Annotated in this window: 21 protein-coding genes and 1 tRNA gene; 16 read left to right on the forward strand and 6 right to left on the reverse strand. The window is 39.2% G+C overall.

The genetic code is table 11. The features are described 5' to 3' along the window. Positions 1 to 83 precede the first annotated feature (83 nt). From F2A31_RS04970 to miaE, 11 genes are all read left to right on the forward strand, one after another. Positions 84 to 1,460, forward strand: coding sequence for a Do family serine endopeptidase (locus tag F2A31_RS04970; protein ID WP_150025454.1), 1,377 nt, complete (start codon positions 84 to 86; stop codon positions 1,458 to 1,460). A gap of 112 nt (positions 1,461 to 1,572) precedes the next feature. After that, positions 1,573 to 2,028, forward strand: a complete 456-nt coding sequence (locus F2A31_RS04975; RefSeq protein ID WP_150025455.1) for an acyl-CoA thioesterase — start codon at positions 1,573 to 1,575, stop codon at positions 2,026 to 2,028. A 153-nt stretch (positions 2,029 to 2,181) separates the two neighbouring features. After that, complete coding sequence (lepA, locus tag F2A31_RS04980) at positions 2,182 to 3,999, forward strand: translation elongation factor 4 (RefSeq protein ID WP_150025456.1); 1,818 nt, start codon at positions 2,182 to 2,184, stop codon at positions 3,997 to 3,999. Positions 4,000 to 4,071: 72 nt separating this feature from the next. Beyond that, positions 4,072 to 4,935 carry a signal peptidase I gene (gene lepB, locus F2A31_RS04985; protein WP_150025457.1) on the forward strand — a complete coding sequence of 288 codons (864 nt, stop codon included), beginning with the start codon at positions 4,072 to 4,074 and terminating at the stop codon, positions 4,933 to 4,935. 28 nt (positions 4,936 to 4,963) lie between these two features. Continuing rightward, positions 4,964 to 5,341, forward strand: a complete 378-nt coding sequence (locus F2A31_RS04990; RefSeq protein WP_150025458.1) for a DUF4845 domain-containing protein — start codon at positions 4,964 to 4,966, stop codon at positions 5,339 to 5,341. Next, positions 5,310 to 6,005, forward strand: a complete 696-nt coding sequence (gene rnc, locus F2A31_RS04995) for a ribonuclease III (RefSeq protein WP_150025459.1) — start codon at positions 5,310 to 5,312, stop codon at positions 6,003 to 6,005. Before F2A31_RS04990 ends, rnc begins: the two co-directional genes overlap by 32 nt. A gap of 4 nt (positions 6,006 to 6,009) precedes the next feature. Then, positions 6,010 to 7,035: a GTPase Era gene (era, locus tag F2A31_RS05000; protein ID WP_150025460.1), complete on the forward strand. Its 1,026-nt coding sequence runs from the start codon at positions 6,010 to 6,012 to the stop codon at positions 7,033 to 7,035. Between the two features lie 15 nt (positions 7,036 to 7,050). Next, positions 7,051 to 7,251, forward strand: a complete 201-nt coding sequence (locus F2A31_RS05005; RefSeq protein ID WP_150025461.1) for an NF038104 family lipoprotein — start codon at positions 7,051 to 7,053, stop codon at positions 7,249 to 7,251. A gap of 9 nt (positions 7,252 to 7,260) precedes the next feature. Beyond that, positions 7,261 to 7,968: a DNA repair protein RecO gene (gene recO / locus F2A31_RS05010; RefSeq protein ID WP_150025462.1), complete on the forward strand. Its 708-nt coding sequence runs from the start codon at positions 7,261 to 7,263 to the stop codon at positions 7,966 to 7,968. Between the two features lie 50 nt (positions 7,969 to 8,018). Beyond that, positions 8,019 to 8,747 (forward strand): pyridoxine 5'-phosphate synthase, encoded by a 729-nt coding sequence (gene pdxJ / locus F2A31_RS05015; protein WP_150025463.1) that lies wholly within the window; start codon positions 8,019 to 8,021, stop codon positions 8,745 to 8,747. Between the two features lie 4 nt (positions 8,748 to 8,751). Continuing rightward, positions 8,752 to 9,408 (forward strand): tRNA-(ms[2]io[6]A)-hydroxylase, encoded by a 657-nt coding sequence (gene miaE, locus F2A31_RS05020; RefSeq protein ID WP_005084587.1) that lies wholly within the window; start codon positions 8,752 to 8,754, stop codon positions 9,406 to 9,408. A gap of 102 nt (positions 9,409 to 9,510) precedes the next feature. On the opposite strand, the gene F2A31_RS05025 is transcribed toward miaE, so the two are convergent. Then, positions 9,511 to 9,586: transfer RNA gene (locus F2A31_RS05025), tRNA-Asn, on the reverse strand. A gap of 235 nt (positions 9,587 to 9,821) precedes the next feature. Here F2A31_RS05025 and F2A31_RS05030 point away from each other — a divergent pair. Beyond that, positions 9,822 to 10,253, forward strand: coding sequence for a hypothetical protein (locus F2A31_RS05030; RefSeq protein ID WP_150025464.1), 432 nt, complete (start codon positions 9,822 to 9,824; stop codon positions 10,251 to 10,253). A 16-nt stretch (positions 10,254 to 10,269) separates the two neighbouring features. On the opposite strand, the gene F2A31_RS05035 is transcribed toward F2A31_RS05030, so the two are convergent. Further along, positions 10,270 to 10,707 carry a PaaI family thioesterase gene (locus F2A31_RS05035; RefSeq protein ID WP_150025465.1) on the reverse strand — a complete coding sequence of 146 codons (438 nt, stop codon included), beginning with the start codon at positions 10,705 to 10,707 and terminating at the stop codon, positions 10,270 to 10,272. A gap of 179 nt (positions 10,708 to 10,886) precedes the next feature. On the opposite strand from F2A31_RS05035, the gene F2A31_RS05040 reads away from it, so the two are divergent. Further along, a complete protein-coding gene (locus tag F2A31_RS05040; RefSeq protein ID WP_150025466.1) occupies positions 10,887 to 11,306 on the forward strand; it encodes a GFA family protein in 420 nt (139 codons plus the stop codon). Positions 11,307 to 11,385: 79 nt separating this feature from the next. Here the strand turns inward: F2A31_RS05040 and F2A31_RS05045 are convergent, their stop codons facing one another. After that, positions 11,386 to 12,621, reverse strand: a complete 1,236-nt coding sequence (locus F2A31_RS05045) for a pyridoxal phosphate-dependent aminotransferase (protein WP_150025467.1) — start codon at positions 12,619 to 12,621, stop codon at positions 11,386 to 11,388. 211 nt (positions 12,622 to 12,832) lie between these two features. Between F2A31_RS05045 and F2A31_RS05050 the strand changes: the two genes are divergently transcribed. After that, positions 12,833 to 13,012, forward strand: coding sequence for a hypothetical protein (locus F2A31_RS05050; protein WP_150025468.1), 180 nt, complete (start codon positions 12,833 to 12,835; stop codon positions 13,010 to 13,012). A gap of 50 nt (positions 13,013 to 13,062) precedes the next feature. Here the strand turns inward: F2A31_RS05050 and F2A31_RS05055 are convergent, their stop codons facing one another. From F2A31_RS05055 to F2A31_RS05065, 3 genes are all read right to left on the reverse strand, one after another. Continuing rightward, entirely contained in the window at positions 13,063 to 14,235 is a 1,173-nt protein-coding gene (locus F2A31_RS05055; protein WP_407643269.1) for a S8 family peptidase, read from the reverse strand. A gap of 113 nt (positions 14,236 to 14,348) precedes the next feature. Further along, the gene (locus F2A31_RS05060; RefSeq protein WP_150025470.1) at positions 14,349 to 15,143 is read right to left on the reverse strand and encodes an A1S_2505 family phage non-structural protein; all 795 of its coding nucleotides are present in this window, start codon (positions 15,141 to 15,143) and stop codon (positions 14,349 to 14,351) included. A gap of 67 nt (positions 15,144 to 15,210) precedes the next feature. Then, a complete protein-coding gene (locus tag F2A31_RS05065) occupies positions 15,211 to 16,842 on the reverse strand; it encodes a S8 family peptidase (protein WP_150025471.1) in 1,632 nt (543 codons plus the stop codon). Between the two features lie 400 nt (positions 16,843 to 17,242). On the opposite strand from F2A31_RS05065, the gene uvrB reads away from it, so the two are divergent. Together uvrB and F2A31_RS05075 are read left to right on the forward strand one after the other, a co-directional pair. After that, the gene (uvrB, locus tag F2A31_RS05070) at positions 17,243 to 19,276 is read left to right on the forward strand and encodes an excinuclease ABC subunit UvrB (RefSeq protein WP_171490636.1); all 2,034 of its coding nucleotides are present in this window, start codon (positions 17,243 to 17,245) and stop codon (positions 19,274 to 19,276) included. 288 nt (positions 19,277 to 19,564) lie between these two features. Further along, positions 19,565 to 20,149: a lipocalin family protein gene (locus tag F2A31_RS05075; protein ID WP_150025473.1), complete on the forward strand. Its 585-nt coding sequence runs from the start codon at positions 19,565 to 19,567 to the stop codon at positions 20,147 to 20,149. Positions 20,150 to 20,178 lie beyond the last annotated feature (29 nt).

Consider the following 20,178-nt stretch of genomic DNA (forward strand, 5'->3'; position numbering starts at 1 on the left):
ATTTTTACGAAAATTATGTTGGGCTTATGCTAAAAACATAGTCTTAAATTTTTTTTGATCATTCATCTGTAGGTTCTTGCTTCATGAAAAGTCGCTATTTACAACAAGGAATGTATGCTGCGGTATTTACAGTTGCCGCTGCTCAAGTCAATGCTGCAGCGCCAGTAGATTTTTCAAATCTGGTTGAGCAGGTAAGCCCTGCTGTGGTGAGTGTCAATGTTGTGAAAAAAATGACTCAGGAAGAGTTGTTGCAGCAACAAGTACCTGAAATTTTAAGACGCTTTTTTGGCAATCAGGTCATTATTCCTCAGCGACAAGGACCTCAAGAGAAGACTGCATTTGGTAGTGCTTTTTTTATCAGTAAAGATGGCTATCTTGTGACAAATCATCATGTGATTGCAAATGCTTCACGTATCAGTATTACGTTAAATGATCGTCGTGAATTTGATGCAACTCTGGTAGGAAGCGATGAGCGTACTGATGTCGCCGTGCTGAAGGTTGAAGGGACGAATTTTCCAGAGCTCAGAGTTGGGGATGTGAACCAGTTACGAGTAGGTGAACCTGTTCTTGCAATTGGATCACCATTTGGATTTGATTATTCAGCATCAGCAGGGATTGTAAGCGCTAAGTCACGTAATATGAGTGGTGAAACGTCCGTTCCCTTTATTCAAACAGATGCTGCTTTGAACCCAGGTAACTCTGGTGGCCCGTTATTCAATCAAAGAGGTGAAGTTGTTGGCGTAAACTCTCGTATCTTTAGTGGTACGGGAGGGTATATGGGATTGTCGTTCTCGATCCCAATCGATGTTGCGATGGATGTTGTTCAACAACTGAAAGCTAATGGTAAAGTGACTCGCTCTTATCTCGGCATCATGTTGCAAGATATTGATCGCAACCTTGCCGAGGCTTATAAGTTGCCGAAACCTGAAGGTTCGTTAATTACTCAAGTTGCACCAAAGTCACCTGCTGAAAAAGCGGGATTAAAATCTGGGGATGTGATCTTGAAAATTAATGGTTCGTCAATTTCTCGAACCAGTGACTTACTTTATACCTTGAATCGTATTTCTCCGAATCAAACCATTCGATTAGAAGTTTTGCGTGATGAGAGAGTTCGTACTGTTTCTGCGACATTAAGTACAGCGCCTGACGATACGCCTGCAGCTGGTGATAAAAATAGTCCAACGAGTGGCTTAGGGATGAGTATCCGAAATCTTACGCCCGCTGAGCAATCTCGTTTAGATGTACGCGGCGGTATCCTTGTACAAGAGGTACAGCGTGGGGGCCTCGCTTCTTTATCTAATATTGTTGCTGGTGATGTCATTCTACAAGTCAACGGTACAGCAATTAATGACAGTGCAACTTTTGCGAGAGTAATTGCTGGATTGCCAAAAGGTAGTGTTGCTCGTGTAGCGATTATCCGTCAAGGACAACGTGCGATCTTAGGCCTACGTCTACAATAACATTGTATAAAGTCATAAGAACCACTCTATTTAGAGTGGTTTTTATTTTGTAATCTTGATTTGTTTCAACTACTGTATGTTGCAACATGTTGATGTATAAGTATGACGAGAAATGAGTACGATTTTTGATTTAAGAATAAGCGTTCAACCTGAGCATATTGATGTCCTTGGTCATGTCAACAATGTGATGTATGTTCAGTGGATGCAAGATGTTGCTGCTGCACATATCGAAACTTTAGGTTTAGGTTTAGCCCAATATTTGGAGCTTAAACATGCAATGGTTGCAGTAGAACATTATGTTCAATATCGCAAAGCAGCGCTGGAAGGTGAGGAAGTTATTTTACGCACTTGGCTAGATGATATTAATGCATTGTACTCTTTTAGGCAGTACGCATTTTATCGCGAAAAAGATCAAAGCGTTTTATTTCTAGGAAAAACAAAGTGGGCTTGTATTGAAATTGCAACTGGTCGTCCGAAGCGTATGTCTCCCAGCTTTATCCAAGCTTACCAGCCGATTTCAACAGATTTGAACCCTCTTGATTTTTCTGTTCTTTATGAGCAAGTTTAAACCATGAAATCATGGCAGTTTGGTTTAGAGCGGTGAAAATTATTTTGAATACTTTGAAAGGTCGTTCTGTTATAATCCCCAACAATTTTGTTAAACCGCTTTGGCTCATAACTTTTTAAAAGTATAGGGCGATTTATTTTCTCAAGGTAACCCATGGCGCAAGCTAAAAAAACCGTAGATATCAAAAATATACGCAATTTCTCGATCATTGCACATATTGACCATGGTAAGTCAACTTTGGCTGACCGTTTTATTCAAATGTGTGGTGGTCTACAAGATCGTGAGATGCAAGCTCAGGTACTAGACTCGATGGAGCTTGAGCGTGAGCGTGGGATTACCATTAAAGCTGCATCGGTGACGTTGTATTATACGCATCCAAATGGTCAAGAATATCAGTTGAACTTTATTGATACTCCTGGACACGTAGACTTTTCTTATGAAGTATCACGTTCTTTGGCAGCATGTGAAGGTGCATTATTGGTTGTTGATGCAGCACAAGGTGTTGAGGCTCAATCCGTAGCAAACTGCTATACCGCTATCGAGCAGGGTTTAGAGGTGTTACCGATCTTAAATAAGATTGATTTGCCGCAAGCAGAGCCGGAGCGTGTAATTCATGAAATTGAGGAAATTATTGGGATTGAAGCAACTGATGCACCAACATGTTCAGCAAAAACTGGTTTAGGTGTTGAAGGGGTTTTAGAGCGTTTAGTTGATGTAATCCCAGCACCTGAAGGTGATCGTGATGCAGCACTTCAAGCTTTGATTATTGACTCATGGTTCGATAATTATCTTGGTGTTGTCTCGTTGGTCCGTATCAAACAAGGTCGTATCCGCAAGGGCGATAAAATGTTGGTTAAGTCAACTGGACAAACGCATCCAGTAACCTCAGTTGGTGTATTTAATCCAAAACATACTGAAACTGACATTTTGGAAGCTGGTGAAGTTGGCTTCGTAATCGCAGGGATTAAAGATATTTTTGGTGCGCCAGTGGGTGATACCATTACGCTTGCATCTACACCTGAAGTTGTAACTTTACCAGGATTTAAAAAGGTAAAGCCACAGGTCTATGCAGGTTTGTTCCCGATTGATTCAAGTGATTTTGAACCATTCCGTGAGGCCTTACAAAAGCTGCAAATTAACGATTCGGCGTTATTCTTTGAGCCTGAGAGTTCAGATGCTTTAGGCTTTGGTTTCCGTTGTGGCTTCTTAGGTATGCTGCACATGGAGATTGTGCAAGAACGATTAGAGCGTGAGTATGATCTTGATCTAATCAGTTCGGCACCTACTGTGATTTATGAAGCAGTCACCAAGAAAGGTGAGACGATTTATATCGATAGTCCATCAAAAATGCCTGACGGTTCGACAGTTGAAGATTTGCGCGAGCCAATTGCAGAGTGTCATATTCTTGTTCCTCAAGAATACTTGGGTAATGTAATGACATTGTGTATTGAACGTCGTGGCGTTCAAAAAGATATGAAGTTCTTGGGTAATCAAGTTTCTGTTACTTTTGAAATTCCAATGGCTGAAGTCGTGATGGATTTCTTTGATAAGTTAAAGTCATGTTCGCGTGGGTTTGCTTCATTGGATTATAACTTTGTCCGTTTTGAAAGTTCAGCCTTAGTTAAGGTTGATGTATTAATTAATGGTGAAAAGGTAGATGCTTTAGCCATGATCTGCCATCGTCAAGATGCACGCCATCGTGGTATTGCTTTAGTTGAAAAAATGAAAGACTTGATTCCACGTCAAATGTTTGATGTGGCGATTCAGGCGGCAATAGGTGCACAAATTATTGCTCGTTCTACTGTTAAAGCAATGCGTAAAAACGTTTTAGCAAAATGTTATGGCGGCGATGTGTCTCGTAAGAAGAAACTTCTTTCGAAACAAAAAGAAGGTAAGAAGCGTATGAAACAAGTGGGAAGTGTAGAAATTCCACAAGAAGCCTTCTTAGCTGTATTGAAAGTAGATAGATAAAGAAAGATCAGGCTGGGTAAGCATTGCTTAACCTAGCCCTAAGACGAGCAGTCAGACTGCGAGTGAGGGTTTGTGGATTTTGATTTTAATTTGATTCTAGTACCAGCGACACTGATTTTTTTCTTGGTATGGTTACTCGATAAGTTTGTACTTAAGCAACGTGCAAACCGAGGACGAAACCAAGAAAACTTCATCATTACATGGGCGTATGATTTTTGGCCTGTGTTAGCGGTTGTGCTCGTTTTACGCTCTTTCTTATATGAACCATTTAATATCCCTTCTGACTCAATGGTGCCAACCTTAGAGACAGGTGATTTTATTTTGGTGAATAAATTTGATTATGGGGTGCGTTTACCGATCGTTAATACCAAGATTATTGATGTTGGTGAACCAAAACGTGGTGAAGTGATCGTTTTCCGTTATCCACCGCAACCAAGTATTAGTTATATCAAACGCGTGGTTGGTTTACCTGGTGATCATATTCAGTTTAAAGATGGTCAATTGGTCGTAAACGGTGAACGCATTGCTAAAGTTTCAACTGAATTTAGTCGTGAAAAAGACGCGCTAGAGACACCAGCAGTTTCGTATTTTAAAGAAACTCTGGGTGATCATCAGTATACAGTTCGCTATTTAGATGGGCGAAATACACTTGTTGAGGCTTATCAGTTTGCTCAAGCTAAAGGCGCGGATTCTTTCATTCCATTTGTTGCGAAAACCAATGATGTGTTTATCAATACTCAAGGTCGAGATTGGGAGGTAACTGTACCAAAAGGGCAATATTTTGCGATGGGTGATAACCGAGACCAAAGTGCAGATAGCCGTTTTTGGGGATTTGTGCCTGAACAAAATTTAACGGGTCGTGCTTTTTATGTATGGATGCATAAAGAACCAGGTCTAAAACTTCCAAGTTTTAGCCGAAATGGTAAAATTGATTAATAAATAAAAAACACATAGGAAAGAAAAAATGCGTAAATCTCAACAAGGGACTTCGTATATTGCAATTTTATTTGGGGTGGTTTTATTTGCAATTGCTGTGAAAGCTGCAATTGCAATATGGCCAGCATATTGGGATGACAAAATTATTGACAGTCAGATTGAAGGTTTATTGAAAGATAGTCCGCTAAATACGACGCCAACCAAGTTTGCATCTCAGATGGATCAACGTTTGGATATGAATGGTGTACGAGATCTTCGTTTTAAGGATATCGCACAGGCTACATATAAAGATGATTTGATCGTCGTGAAAAAGTATGAAGTGCGAAAGCCTTTCATGCTAAATATTAGTTTAGTGATGACTTTTGAGAAGACTTTTGACCAAAAATCTGCCAAACAAGCTCAATGATACAAGACTGCAAGCAAGGATAGGTTATCAATTTCAACAAATTGATTTGTTGAAATTGGCTTTAACTCACCGGTCTGTTAGTCATAAACACAATTATGAACGCCTAGAATTTCTAGGCGATTCGTTATTGGGGATGATCATTGCGAATTATTTATACCATACCTATCCAACTGAAAACGAAGGTCGTTTAACGCGTATGCGTGCAACTTTGGTTCGACAGGAGGCACTAGGTAAAATTGCGAATGACTTGCAACTGAGTCGGTCATTAATTTTAAGCACTGGTGAATTAAAATCAGGTGGTCATCATCGTGAATCTATTCTCGCTGACACGGTTGAAGCCATTATCGGTGCGATATATTTAGACAGTAATGATCTCAACTTGCTGCAAGGCATTGTGTTAAAATGGTATGAACCTTACTTCGACCATATCGAACCGACGGATCAACTGAAAGACCCGAAATCACGGCTACAAGAGTATTTACAAGCACGTAAAAAACCTCTCCCAGTTTACGAGGTTGTAGATATTCAAGGTGATGCACCAAATCAACATTTCAAAGTGGAATGTTTGGTTGATGGATTGCCGAAAATTCAAGGCGAGGGCTCAAGTCGTCGTTTCGCCGAACAAACGGCAGCGGCTGAAATTTTAAAATTATTGGAGCAATAACCTGATGTCTCATTCAAATGACAATAAGCCAGAAGCAAATGAACAGCAAGATGGCAACAACTTAATTGATCAATTTTTTAGTTCTCAGGGAACTACGATTCCTTCTGATTTTAAGAGCGGTTTTGTTGCAATTGTAGGTCGCCCAAATGTGGGTAAATCGACCCTAATGAATCACTTACTTGGTCAAAAGTTATCGATTACATCGCGTAAACCGCAAACCACTCGTCATAAGATTGTTGGTATTGATTCACGTGAGAAATCACAGGCTGTATTTGTAGATACTCCCGGGATGCATAAAAAAGAAGTACGTGCGATTAACAAGATGATGAATCGTGCCGCGCACTCAGCATTGCGAGATGTAAATTTAGTCTTATTTGTGGTGGATGCTCAGAAGTGGACCCAAAATGATGAACTTGTTTTGGAAAAGCTTAAAAATGCAGATATGCCAGTCATTTTGGTGATTAATAAGCTAGATACATTTGAAAATAAAAATGAAGCTTTACCTTTGATTCAAGAACGTGCCAAGTTAATGAACTTTGCTGAAATTGTTCCTGTGTCAGCTTTGCGTGGTGCAAATTTAGAACACTTGCGTGACACCATTGAAAAGTACCTGCCTTATCAACCGCCATTGTATTCATTAGATCAAATCACCGATCGTTCTGAGCGTTTCCTTGCGAGTGAAATCATTCGTGAAAAAATCATGCGTCAGTTGGGTGAAGAGCTTCCATATGATTTAACGGTGCAAATTGAGTCATTTAAGACGGAAGAAGCCACAGTCAATGAAAAAACAGGTCGTCTAAAACCGCCTTGTACATATATTGATGCAACAATCTTTGTAGAGCGCCAAGGTCAAAAAGCGATTGTAATTGGTGATAAAGGCGCCAAACTCAAGAGTATTGGGATGGATGCACGTGCAGACATGGAAAAAATGTTTGAACAAAAAATCATGCTGACGCTTTGGGTGAAAGTGAAAGGTGGATGGTCTGATGATGAACGTGCACTCAAAAGCTTAGGTTATAGCGACATTTAATCGGATAGAATGAATATGAAAATAACAGTACGAATGCTGGCAATTCTAAGTTGTATATCCATGTTACAAGGTTGTATCCATAAAGTTGTAACTGTTCCTGCTAAAGTTGCTTATAAAACCACTAAAGGTGTTGTGAAAGGCACGGCTGCAGTTGTAGGAGCCGTGATACCTGATGGCGATGATGAGGATGAAAAGGACCATAAAAAGAAGGATTAGTATCGTCTTATGATGCGTAATGAAGTCCTACATGGTTATTTGATTCATCATCGTAGATATCGGGAAAAGAGCCATATTGTGCATTTGTTTACGCAAGAATATGGTCGGGTGGATGGAATTTTAAGACAAATTCCTCCACCACAATATCAGCCGATTCGTTTGCAAGCGACAGGAAAATCAGAGCTCAAAAATCTCACTAAACTGGAAATTCTGAATCAACCTGTATTTTTTCATGGTGATGCTTTTTTTGCAGGTTTTTATTTAAATGAGATTGTGTTGCGATTATGCCCTTTAGAGGAGGCGATGCCGCAAACTTTTCAACAATATCAGCTGATTCTTCTACAACTTCAATTATTAGCAACACATGAACATGCACCATTGTTTCTTCGTCAAATTTTACGACAGTTTGAACATGTGTTATTGCAAGAACTAGGTTATGCCATTGATTTTTCAATTGATGCTAATCAACAAGTTATCCAACATGAACAAAATTATCAGTTTCAATTGAATGATGGTTTTATGCCTGTTGCTCAAGCATCACGCTCATCTATGTCTGGGCGGCTTATTGCGACCATGCAAAATTATGAGCAAGGGCAAGATTTTACTCACGAACAATTGCAATTATTGGCTAAACTATACCGCCAAATGATCACTTCTTTGTTGGGTGATCGACCACTAAAAAGTCGTCAACTTTGGATTCAAAATACACAAACTTAATCTATTTAAAGTATTGATTGCTTTAATTTGATAAACAATAGGATATTTTTATGGCTGCAATCTTGGGTGTAAACATTGATCATGTTGCAACATTAAGACAAGCACGAGGTACCGTTTATCCTGATCCTGTACAAGCAGCTCTGGTTTGTGAGCAAGCAGGTGCAGAAGGGATTACCTTACATTTACGTGAAGATCGCCGCCATATACAAGATGACGATGTTCGCCGTATGCGTCCATTGTTGAAAACAAGAATGAATCTTGAGTTGGCTGTTACTGATGAAATGGTCGCATTTGCTCAAGAAATTCAACCTCAACATGTATGTTTCGTACCTGAACGTCGTCAAGAAGTCACCACTGAAGGTGGCTTAGATGTGGTGGGGCACTTTGAAAAAGTTAAGGCTGCAACAGAAGCATTGACAGCAATTGGTAGTGATGTGTCACTTTTCATTGATGCTGATTTTGCTCAAATTGATGCAGCGGTCGCATGTGGAGCGCCAACAATTGAAATCCATACAGGCGCATATGCAGATGCTGCAACAGATGAGCAACAACAAGCTGAATTGGTACGGATTATCAAAGGCGCAGAATATGCTGCATCTAAAGGTTTAGTGGTCAATGCGGGTCATGGATTAAACTTGAACAATGTGGCACCCATTGCCGCAATTCCACAAATTCATGAACTCAACATTGGGCATTCAATTATCGCTGATAGTGTATTTGTTGGTTTGGCTCAGGCCGTGAAAGATATGAAAGCAGCGATTCAGGCTGCTGCGAGATAAGTAAATGAGTAGTGTGAATTATGATGAGTTGATGCAACCAGTGATCAAGTTTTTAGGTTGTACTACACCTCAAGCTTGGTTAGATGAAGCCATCAATAATTTAGATATTCTCATGCAGGATCATGCGAATTGTGAGAAAAAAGCAGCGGGAACAGCAATGAATTTGATGTTTCGTTATAGCTTTTTTACTGACTTACAAGTGAAGTTGGCACAGCTCGTACGTGAAGAAATGCTGCATTATGAGCAAGTTTTAGAATTTATGACCAAACGTGGTCAAGAGTGGAAAGGTTTGAGTGCAGGTCGTTATGCGGGCGAACTACGTAAAGAAATCCGTACATATGAGCCTGAAGCTTTAATTGACGTCATGATCATTGGTGCATTTGTAGAAGCGCGTTCTTGTGAACGATTCTATTCGCTTGCGCCCATAGTCGATGATGAGCTAGGGCGTTATTATCGTTATTTGCTTAAATCGGAATCTCGTCATTTCGAAGATTATTTGGCCTTGGCTTTGGATGTTGCAAAAACAGCTAAACTTAAAGATCCAGAAGAAAATATTCAACAACGGATTGATCACATTCGTGAAGTCGAAAAGAACTTGATTTTAAGCCCAGATGATACTTTCCGTTTTCATAGTGGTGTACCAGCGAAGGTTATCGCTTAGCGACTTGTAATAGAAAATACCTCTAATTGATAGGGGTATTTTTTTGCATTAAATTTCAAGCGTAAAAAAGCCCATATCATTGATATGGGCTTTTTTGAATCTTGGCTCTCCCACCTGGGCTCGAACCAGGGACCTGCGGATTAACAGTCCGTCGCTCTACCGACTGAGCTATGGGAGAATCTGAGAGCCATTATAGGCAGCTTTTGAAATCGGTCAAGCTAAAAATGTCATGTTTCTTTCATTTTGATGCTATATGCTTTTTATTTGCACAATTGATAGCAAAAAGCAAAAAAAACTTGAACTTTGATTTGGCTGTTGCTAGATTCGAATCAGAAAGAGCGTTTAGGTAAGACCTAAACAGTGTGGATTTAACCCTACTTGCCAGCACTAAAATGGCTAAATCGGAGGTCAAAATGACTATTCTAAATATTCAAACTATTTTTTCAAACTTCTCTTTTTATCAACAAAACTATCTTGATATTTTGCAGGATCCTGAGCGTTATTACACGCCCGTAGAAAATGCATTTTTAAATACTTTTCCATTTAAGCAAAATACTTTGTATTTAGGTGATTTGTTACAGTTATGGCTTGGGAATAAGTGGAAAATTGAGGACTCTCGTAACTTGCTAAGCCAAAAGAATCCACTTTTAGTGAGTGTTCAATCTCCATTATATTTATTTCAACTTGGAGGTGAACTCATTCTCGGTGCAAATACTGCATTAGCATGGTCTGTTGCAGAGCAGAAAGTGGTTACTGTACAAGTAAAAAGTATTTGGCAATATGCTGTTTTTAGTCATTTATGTGATCGCCCAAAAAATGTGAAATGTGATAAGGCAATTGCATAATTGCCTTATCTTTTTTTTATGAACGTATAATCATACAGGTCGCGGTGGCATAAGCATAAAGTTTACCTTCTGTATCCACGATTTTTCCTTCAGAAATCCCCAAGTTTTTACTGAGGTTGATCATATTACCTGTTGCGATTAATTTCTGATTTTGGGGGATTGGACGACACATTTTAACATTAAGATCAATTGTACCGTAGCCGACCCCAGCTTCAAGAAGTGTATGAATCGCGCATCCAGTAACAGAGTCAAGTACAGTGGCGGCAAAGCCTCCATGTACTCCACCTAATGGATTAAGATGACGATGATCAGCTTGCACCCCAAATTTTATATATCCCTCAGCTACCTCTAAGGGCTGCATGGGAATGGTTTCACTAATACTCGCTGTTGGAATTCTCCCTTCACACATTGCAGTCAAAAATTCAAGTCCGTTCATATCTTTAGGGTGTTTCATCTTTTATTTCCTTATAGGTTCCAAAATAGAACTTATAGGTAAAATAGAGACATAAAAATAAAGTGTCAAGTGTATGATGGACCAAAAGTTGGATTTACAAATTATTTATTGCGAAAGAGATAAAGTGTTTTAAGCTATTTACTTACAAATAATAAATCAAACACAAGGTAAAATTAAAAATGGACGGACAATGTTTGTGTGGTGCAACCACCTTTGAGGTGAAATTAAAAAATCATGATGTTCATGTTTGCCATTGCTCTATTTGTCGTAGACAAACCAGTGGTGTAATTATGACTGTTGATGTAGAACACGGTAGTTTAGCGTTTTTAAAGCAAGATCATCTTACAGTTTATAACTCATCAGAATGGGGGGAGCGTGGATTTTGTAATGTTTGCGGCACCAATTTATTTTGGCGTACAAAGGATCAGAACTATTCCAATATCAACGTATTTTCTCTTAATGAATCTCCGAAAGATTTAAAGTTGGATCTTGAAATTTTTATTGATAATAAACCTGAGTTTTATGCTTTCCAAAATTCAACTAAGAAAATGACTGAGGCTGAGGTCATTGCTTTATTTAACGGTGAGTCTGAGGAGTAGGGCAGCAGATTGAGATTTAAACCCAAGTTGGAATATAAAAAAGAAGCTTCATTTTGAAGCTTCTTTTTCTCAACTAAGATTATTGTGTAGCTTTTTCAGCATTGATAGATGCAATTGCTGCATCAACACCATCAATAGATTCAGCTGCTTTTTTGATACGAGCTAAAGCATCGACTAGAACTTCATCAGCAGTTGCGTAAGAGATACGCATAAACCCACCTAAGCCAAATGCATCACCTGGAACAACAGCAACGCCAGTTTCCTCAAGTAACCATTCAGAGAATTCTGTGCAAGATTTTAAGCCTTTGGCACGGATTAATGGGCGAATGTTTGCATACGCATAGAATGCACCATCAGCTGGTAAGCATGAAATACCTTTGATGTCATTTAAACCATTAACAACTAAATCATGACGGCGTTTGAATGCTTCAATCATTGGTTGTAAAACGTCTTGTGGACCATTCAACGCTGCTTCAGCTGCAACTTGTGAAATCGACGTTGGGTTAGAGGTTGATTGAGACTGGATCTTTTTCATCGCGCCAATGATTTTTGCAGGACCAGCCGCATAACCAATACGCCAGCCTGTCATTGCATAGGCTTTAGATACACCATTTAAAACGATAGTACGGTCATATAAGTCTGGTGCAACGGTTGCAATGTTGTAGAACTCATCTTCCCAGCGAATTGGTTCATACATGTCATCAGAAGCAACAAAAACTTGTGGATGACGGCGAAGAACTTCAGCTAAAGCTTCTAACTCTGCTTTGGTGTAAATCATACCAGTTGGGTTAGATGGGCTATTTAATACAACTAAGCGTGTATTTGGTGTAATCGCAGACTCTAATTGTTCAGGTGTGATTTTGAAACGTTGCTCTTCACCACATTTCACGATCACTGGTGTGCCTTCAGCAATAATCACCATATCTGGATAGCTTACCCAAAATGGAGCAGGGATAATGACTTCATCCCCTTTGTTGAGCAAAGCAAGTGCTAAGTTAAAGAAACTTTGTTTACCACCACAAGAAACCAAAATCTGATTTGCTTGATAGTCCAAGTTATTATCACGTTTCAATTTTGCAATAATTGCTTTTTTGAGGCTTGGAGTGCCATCGACAGCCGTGTATTTCGTAAAGCCTTTGTTAATCGCTTCAATTGCAGCATCTTTGATGTGTTGAGGGGTATCAAAGTCTGGTTCGCCTGCACCTAAACCAATCACATTTTTACCAGCAGCTTTAAGCTCAGCAGCTTTATTGGTTACTGCAAGTGTAGGGGACGGTTTGATGGCATTGACACGATCAGAGAGACGTACGTCCACGGCATTATTCCTTCTTATGGGATTAAAAATAAAAAGCAGGTTATCTTAGCTTAATTGGAGCTCTTTGTGGTCAAAACTTGCCGTAATCGCATAAAAAGTTACCAAATTATGGGCAGGAAGAGGGCTTCTGTTTTTACATATTTTATTTTTATAAAACTCTCAAAAATCTATTACAATAGCGTTTAGAAATTTAGATTTCGAGAGAATTTTAATGAGTACCCAACCGCCTAAAGCTAAAAAAGCTTTGGTTAAATTGCCATTTCCAATGCCATCTGCTCAAAATGACTCTGAGGATGTGGCACATAATCAGGTTCGTCCAAAACCTGAGCAATATGCTGACCGAACTTGGATGCCTCCACGTGGCACGCGTCGTTCGATGGGAAAACGTTAAATCAAACCCAAAAGGATATCTTAAAGATATCCTTTTTTTTAGGATGAGATTTAAGGTGCTTTGTAAAGTAAACGATTTGGACTATTGGCTGGATCTTTGACGATGTTTGTTGTTGCTTGTTTTAGCAAATTAGTTGTAATCATTTGAGGCGTTGCAGTAGGGGTGCTTTGTAGCATTTCGGCAACCACACCTGCTACATGTGGTGTTGCCATAGAGGTGCCATGAGAGACTTTAGTGGCTGTATTGCTATCGTACCATGCTGAGGTGATTTGTGTCCCAGGTGCAAAAATGTCAACACAACTACCATAATTGGAGAAGTTGGCTCGTGTATCACTATTATCTGTTGCTGCAACGGTAATCGCCTTGCTCGCTCTTGCAGGTGAGGAATTACATGCATCCGTATTAGAATTTCCAGCAGCAACGACAGGGGTATATCCTTGATCATAAAGAGTAACAATTGCGTTATCTAAAGCTGAACTCACCTCACCACTTAATGACATATTGACTACAGCTGGTTTTTTACCATTTTGGACGATCCAATCTAAGCCAGCTAATACTCCACTAGATGTACCAGCACCATTGCAGTCTAAAACACGAATTGGAATTAATGTCACATCTTTGGCAATGCCATAAGTTGTTCCACCGACAGTACCTGCTACATGTGTACCATGTCCATTGCAATCAGTTGTTCCTTTACCGTCACTAATGGCTGTAAATCCTGATTTGACTCGGCCTGAGAATTGTTGATGAGAGGCTAATATGCCTGTATCTACGATATAGGCTGTAACCCCAGCTCCTGTTTGGGTATAGCTGTAATTGGAGTCAAGTGGAAGGCTTTTTTGATCAGTGCGATCTAGTCCCCATACTGCATTATTTTGAACGGTACTATGAATACTCATTACAATATCGGGTTCAACAGAAAGTACATTCGGATTTTTTTTCATTGCTTCTACAAAAGCATTGCCAGCATTGCTGGGGAGCGAAATTGCAAATCCTTTCAGTGCAGATTCATAAGTATGCAAAATTTTTCCGCCATGAGATTTGGCTAATGTTGTGGCTAAATCTTTAGAAGATGTTTGTGACTTATTAAAGGTTACAATGTATTGGTCTTTGATTGGACCATGTTTGGATAAAGTGTTAGGTGGGGCTGCATAAGTAAAGCTAGCGTAAGTCGTCAAAATTAAGGCAAATAAAGGCTGTTGAATATTCACTCGAATCTCCATTTTTATAGTATGTCTGTTTTTCTGTGCTGCATTATCATTTTTGTTTGCTCTATCCCATAAAGTTATAGAGTTTTGGATTTTTCCTCCTTTTTCATCATGTGGTTTGTGTAAAGTTAACGGCGATTTATTGGATGTTGAATCGTTAAATCACCGCGCCATAATTTAATGAAGTCTTGTTCGTCGATATCATAAAGTTCCATCAATGCAATAATCACGCTAACAAAAATCATTGCACCTTCAGAATTGTTTTGAAAATTAAAAATTTTCCCATTTAACTTTCCTAAAATATCTTTAATTTCATGTTCTCGACCACGCCCATAACGATCGCGTGGATAAAGTTCTTCATTGAGTACAATCAAAGCAATTGCTTTTTCATTAGCTGATAAATTTGTTTCGGCTAATGCTTCTTCGAAAGATTCATAACCATGGTCGAAGTAAAAAATAACTTCATCTTTGATAAAAGCATGAACGATTTCGGCTGTTAGATCTGGAAATTTTGATACAGCATCTTCTTCGATAAATGGACGAAATGATTCAGGGAAAATCACATTTGAATGTATCCCCTTAAATAAGGGGGCTATTTCGGAGACTTTATATCCAGCGATACCACAACCTAATGCTGTTAAAAAGTACTTCATTTTGGGATGATTCTTTGCATAAATTTTAAAATCATCAACATAATGTGCTATTTGTGACAGGGGCATTTGTTGCATATGTTCATTCAGCGTTGGAATCGCAAAGCTTTGCCCAGCCCATCCACGACCGACACCTTTTACTGCCGCAAAGTGCTGAGCCGCAACACGAGCGGCGCCACTGTCATGTCTTCCTGCTAAATCACTACCAAAAACAAATACCGTATCTTCTGGGAGTTCAGTGACAATCGTTTCATCATGATATTGGTAAGACATATTTTTTATCATAAGTAATTAAGTATCAGCTCATGTTGAAGGCGTTTGTGATATGGGTCAAGTGATTTTAAGGTGTCAATGTAAGATGACTGACCTGATTGTGATTTGCTGCATAAGTTAGATTTGTACCCGTTATATTAACCACGTTAAATGTCGTACTGGTTACATTACGAGAAAGTGTTCCACTATTTAGCTGGCACTCACCAATACTATTGGTTATGCAATTGATTGAGGAGGCGCCAACGCTAAACTCTCCAGTAACTGTGGCATTACTGACGGCTTTTTGATTTTGATCGACAACTTTAATGTTGACAGTTGCTTTCCAAGTACCAAATAACCAATTGCGTGTAGTAGAACCGATAAGTTGATTAACACTCGCTAGAATGTCGGTGGATTGCTGTGCTGTTTGGTTAGATAGGGCTGTATTATCCGATTGAAATGCAGTTGCAGTAAATAATAAACGGTTTGGGCTGCCAGATGCATTTTTGACAACATTTGGCGTAGCTGTTGTCAGAATTTGATCGGTGACCATTTTCGTAGTTGCGGTTGGATTTTGTTGTAATATGAGAGCAGCAGCGCCTGCAACGTGTGGAGCAGCCATCGAAGTCCCATTTCCTGTGCCAACTGAACTATTGCTTCTATTCCAAGCAGAAGAAACACCACTACCAGGAGCAAAAATATCAATACACGCACCGTAGTTTGAATAACTTGCACGGGTATCTGTTTTGTCTGTTGCAGCGACGGTTATCGCATTTGCTGAACGTGCTGGAGATAGATCACAAGCATTGGTATTGGCATTTCCAGCTGCAACAACGGGGATAAAGCCTTGGCTGGATAAATTATGGATTGCTGTATCTAAAGGCTCGTATGCAGGTCCCCCCATTGATATATTAACAACGGCTGGTTTTTGACCATTTTTCAATATCCAATCAATCCCTGCAATCATATTGCTCATTAGCCCTGAACCAGAGCAACCAACGACACGTACAGGGATGAGACTGATTTGTTTCGCTACGCCGTAGGTCGTACCGCCAGCAAGTCCAGCTACAAACGTACCATGCCCATTACAATCATTAGTACCATTGAAGTCAGAAATTGCCGAAAATCCTTTTTTAACTCGACCTGTAAATTCTTGGTGAGTCGCTAAAATCCCAGTATCTAGGATATATAAATTTACGCCAGTGCCTGTATGTTCATATTGGTAACTTTGGTTTAAAGGAAGTGTTCGTTGATCAATTCGGTCGAGCCCCCAAGAAGGATTATGTTGTGTTGCATTGATTTGAATGACTTGATCTTCTTCAACGTAATTGACCAATGGGTGTCGTAACATTGCATTTAAAAATGCTTCACTAGCAACCTCTGGAATGCTAATCGCGATACCTTTGAGTGCTTGATCAAAACGATAACGTGTCTGACCGCCGTATTGTGTTTGGATGGTTTGAGAAAGCTGTGTAGATGGTTCGGAAAAATCTTTAAACACAACGATATAATGTCGTAATGCCAAAGGTGAAGCTTGTGTGGAGGAGCGGATTTGTTGCAAATTTTCTGTAAGTTTGGTTTGTTTTAATAATTCGTGATGGAATTCACTAGCACTCATCTGAACATTGGTTTTTGGGGGGATTACAGGAGCTTTATTGATTGCTGCATAAGTGATAGCAGCAAGTATGGCGGTAATAGCAATCGTAGATGTGCGTTTCAAGATAAGCCTCCATGCCTATGCAATTTCTCATTTTAAGTGTGTTGTGATACTTATTATTAAAGAGATCATAAGCTGATCTAATCATGTGAAAATCAGTAATTTGTAACATTAATTTAACGTTAATGTGATTTTAGTCACTTTTTGGTAATTATTTTTTGTTAGATCAAGTTATTAGATGTGATTGATCTTTTAGTTGAAATTTTAATTAGACTCGAAAAAATCTGATGTGTGGTAAGTTAGTTTGATAAAAAAGTAAAAAATTTGGCTAAATAGCGTATTTAGGTGAATGCATCGTTGTTGGAAAATTATAGAAGTTTTTCATCACACTGAGATTTAGGGTTGTATATGAAAGATTAATCTCAATATCATAGATCGATAAGAGTGTAGCAAGATGAAAAATATGCAAGAACAACAGACTGGTCAGCCATTTGAATTAGTCACCAATTACCAACCTGCAGGTGATCAGCCCCAAGCAATTGAAAAATTGGTGAATGGTATTGAGCACGGTTTTCGTAATCAATTGCTACTTGGTGTTACAGGGTCAGGTAAAACTTATACCATGGCGAATGTGATTGCCAAAACCCAACGTCCAACCATTGTGATGGCACATAATAAAACACTTGCTGCACAGCTCTATGGTGAATTCAAAGCATTTTTCCCGAATAATGCTGTTGAATATTTTGTTAGTTATTACGACTACTATCAACCTGAAGCGTATGTTCCTTCATCAGACACCTTTATTGAAAAAGATTCGGCAATTAATGATCATATTGATCAAATGCGACTCTCAGCGACACGTGCATTATTAGAACGTCGTGATGCGATCATCGTTGCATCCGTTTCAGCGATTTATGGTTTGGGTGATCCAAATGCATATATGCAGATGCTTCTGCATATTGTACAAGGTGATCGAGTGAGCCGTGATGACATTATTCGTCGCTTAGTTGAAATGCAATATACCCGTAATGAATTAGAGTTTTTACGTGGTACATATCGTATTCGTGGTGAGATTATTGATATTTTCCCTGCTGAATCAGATCAGGATGCGATTCGTGTTGAGCTATTTGATGATGAGGTTGACTCGATTCGTTGGTTTGATCCTTTAACTGGGAAGTTAGTCCGAAAAGTACCTCGTGTAACAATTTATCCGAAAAGTCACTACGTTACGCCAAAAGATCATTTAACCCGTGCTATTGATACCATTAAAGATGAATTAAAAGATCAGCTTAAATTTTTTAAAGACAATGATAAATTGCTTGAAGCTCAGCGTATTGAACAGCGGACCCGCTATGATTTAGAAATGATGCAGCAGTTGGGTTATACCAATGGCATTGAAAATTATTCTCGTCATCTTTCTGGTCGTGCTGCAGGTGAAGCTCCCCCAACTTTATTTGATTATGTTCCAGAAGATGCTTTATTGATTATTGATGAGTCGCATGTGACCGTTCCGCAAATTGGTGCAATGTATAAAGGTGATCGTTCACGTAAAGAAAACTTGGTGAATTATGGTTTTCGTTTGCCAAGTGCTTTAGATAATCGTCCGATGAAATTTGAAGAGTGGGAGCGTATTGTTCCGACAACTGTATTCGTGAGTGCAACACCAGCATTATATGAGCTGGAAAAATCTGAGCAGGTGGTGGAGCAGGTCGTGCGTCCAACGGGATTGATTGATCCTGAAATTGAAGTGCGTCCAGTGTTGACGCAAGTAGATGACGTATTGTCAGAGATTAATATCCGTAAACAGTTGAATGAGCGAGTCTTGGTTACAACTTTGACGAAGCGTATGGCTGAAGATTTAACTTCATATTTGAAAGAGTACGGTGTGAAGGTTGCTTATCTTCACTCGGATATTGATACGGTAGAACGCGTTAAAATCATTCACGAACTTCGGACAGGCGTACATGATGTCTTAGTTGGGATTAACTTATTACGTGAAGGTTTGGATATGCCAGAGGTTTCTTTGGTTGCTATTCTAGATGCAGATAAGGAAGGGTTTCTACGTTCAGAGCGTTCATTAATCCAAACGATAGGACGTGCTGCACGTAATGTAAAAGGTAAAGCCATTTTATATGCAGATCGTATTACCGACTCTATGCGTAAAGCGATTGATGAAACCGAGCGACGTCGTAACAAACAGATTGAATTTAATGAACTTCATGGTATTACGCCACGAAGTGCAGTGCGTCAAACCATCAAGGAAATTGATACAGGTGAGATTCTCACTGATGACGAGATTGATGAAAAGGCACTGGAGCAAGCACAATCTATTAGTGCAGATGAACAGCATTTACTTTCAGATCCGAAGTTGTTTGCAAAACATATTTCTAAATTGGAAAAGGAAATGCTGAAAGCATCAAAAGAATTACAGTTCGAGCAAGCTGCTAGATTACGTGATGAAATTGTTCGCTTGAAAGCACATATGTTGCAATCTTAAATGCATTAAATTTTCTACGCAGGCTGAATATTTGAGCAGTGTTAAATACTTCTCAAATTGAGCTTAAACCAACTAAAGTAATTAAAGCTTAGTGTGTGTGAGACCGAGTAGCATTCTTACTACCCAATGAGAGCTGGGCAAGATGTTATTTTGATGATTACGATATATGAGTAGATGAAAAAACCTTTTTAGTGATACATATCGCAACAGTTTTTGCTTATAAAATAGACTATTTTTATTAGTTAACTATATGACTACTTATAACAAATTCTATTTTGAGGTTTTTTCATGCCATTTATTAAAAGTTTCCCAAAAGCAGGTTGGCGTTTAGCAAAAATTGCAGTCGGTGGCGCTATTTTGACTGGATTGGCTGTGGGGACCATAGCGTATGCACAGACAAAACCATTGGCAACTGTTGAAAGGGTGGAGCTGGATAAGTATTTGGGGGTTTGGTATGAGGTTGCTCGAAAGCCAGTCTCTTTCGAGCGAAAGTGTGCCTATAACATTACCGCAACATATACAGTGAATGAAAATGGGAATATTGTCGTCGATAACAAATGTTATGATAGTGATGGAAATTTACAGCAAAGTTTAGGGGAAGCTTTTGTTGCAAATGCACCATTTAATAGTAAGTTGAGTGTGAGCTTTTTACCCGAAGGCGTCCGTTGGATTCCTGTTGGACGTGGTGATTATTGGGTTTTGAAGCTAGATGACGATTATCAAACAGTATTGGTTGGAGAGCCTCGACGTAAATACCTATGGGTACTTTCGCGTACTCCTGAGGTACAAAAGAATGTGATGCAGGAGTATTTAAATTACGCAAAATCGGTTGGTTATGATATTAGTGATGTCATTTATCCTGAACATCGTTGATAAATAAGATATGCTTGTTGAAAACCATG

This window comes from Acinetobacter suaedae (assembly GCF_008630915.1).
GTDB lineage: Bacteria > Pseudomonadota > Gammaproteobacteria > Pseudomonadales > Moraxellaceae > Acinetobacter > Acinetobacter suaedae.

Excerpts from the sequence above, each read along its gene's own strand:
- F2A31_RS05035 (WP_150025465.1), bottom strand. The coding sequence starts at position 10,707 with ATGAAACACCCTAAAGATATGAACGGACTTGAATTTTTGACTGCAATG.
- era (WP_150025460.1), top strand. The coding sequence starts at position 6,010 with ATGTCTCATTCAAATGACAATAAGCCAGAAGCAAATGAACAGCAAGAT.
- F2A31_RS05005 (WP_150025461.1), top strand. The coding sequence starts at position 7,051 with ATGAAAATAACAGTACGAATGCTGGCAATTCTAAGTTGTATATCCATG.
- recO (WP_150025462.1), top strand. The coding sequence starts at position 7,261 with ATGATGCGTAATGAAGTCCTACATGGTTATTTGATTCATCATCGTAGA.
- F2A31_RS04975 (WP_150025455.1), top strand. The coding sequence starts at position 1,573 with ATGAGTACGATTTTTGATTTAAGAATAAGCGTTCAACCTGAGCATATT.
- miaE (WP_005084587.1), top strand. The coding sequence starts at position 8,752 with ATGAGTAGTGTGAATTATGATGAGTTGATGCAACCAGTGATCAAGTTT.
- F2A31_RS05075 (WP_150025473.1), top strand. The coding sequence starts at position 19,565 with ATGCCATTTATTAAAAGTTTCCCAAAAGCAGGTTGGCGTTTAGCAAAA.
- F2A31_RS05040 (WP_150025466.1), top strand. The coding sequence starts at position 10,887 with ATGGACGGACAATGTTTGTGTGGTGCAACCACCTTTGAGGTGAAATTA.
- uvrB (WP_171490636.1), top strand. The coding sequence starts at position 17,243 with ATGCAAGAACAACAGACTGGTCAGCCATTTGAATTAGTCACCAATTAC.
- F2A31_RS04990 (WP_150025458.1), top strand. The coding sequence starts at position 4,964 with ATGCGTAAATCTCAACAAGGGACTTCGTATATTGCAATTTTATTTGGG.
- F2A31_RS05055 (WP_407643269.1), bottom strand. The coding sequence starts at position 14,235 with ATGGAGATTCGAGTGAATATTCAACAGCCTTTATTTGCCTTAATTTTG.
- F2A31_RS05050 (WP_150025468.1), top strand. The coding sequence starts at position 12,833 with ATGAGTACCCAACCGCCTAAAGCTAAAAAAGCTTTGGTTAAATTGCCA.
- F2A31_RS05060 (WP_150025470.1), bottom strand. The coding sequence starts at position 15,143 with ATGTCTTACCAATATCATGATGAAACGATTGTCACTGAACTCCCAGAA.
- lepA (WP_150025456.1), top strand. The coding sequence starts at position 2,182 with ATGGCGCAAGCTAAAAAAACCGTAGATATCAAAAATATACGCAATTTC.
- pdxJ (WP_150025463.1), top strand. The coding sequence starts at position 8,019 with ATGGCTGCAATCTTGGGTGTAAACATTGATCATGTTGCAACATTAAGA.
- F2A31_RS04970 (WP_150025454.1), top strand. The coding sequence starts at position 84 with ATGAAAAGTCGCTATTTACAACAAGGAATGTATGCTGCGGTATTTACA.
- F2A31_RS05030 (WP_150025464.1), top strand. The coding sequence starts at position 9,822 with ATGACTATTCTAAATATTCAAACTATTTTTTCAAACTTCTCTTTTTAT.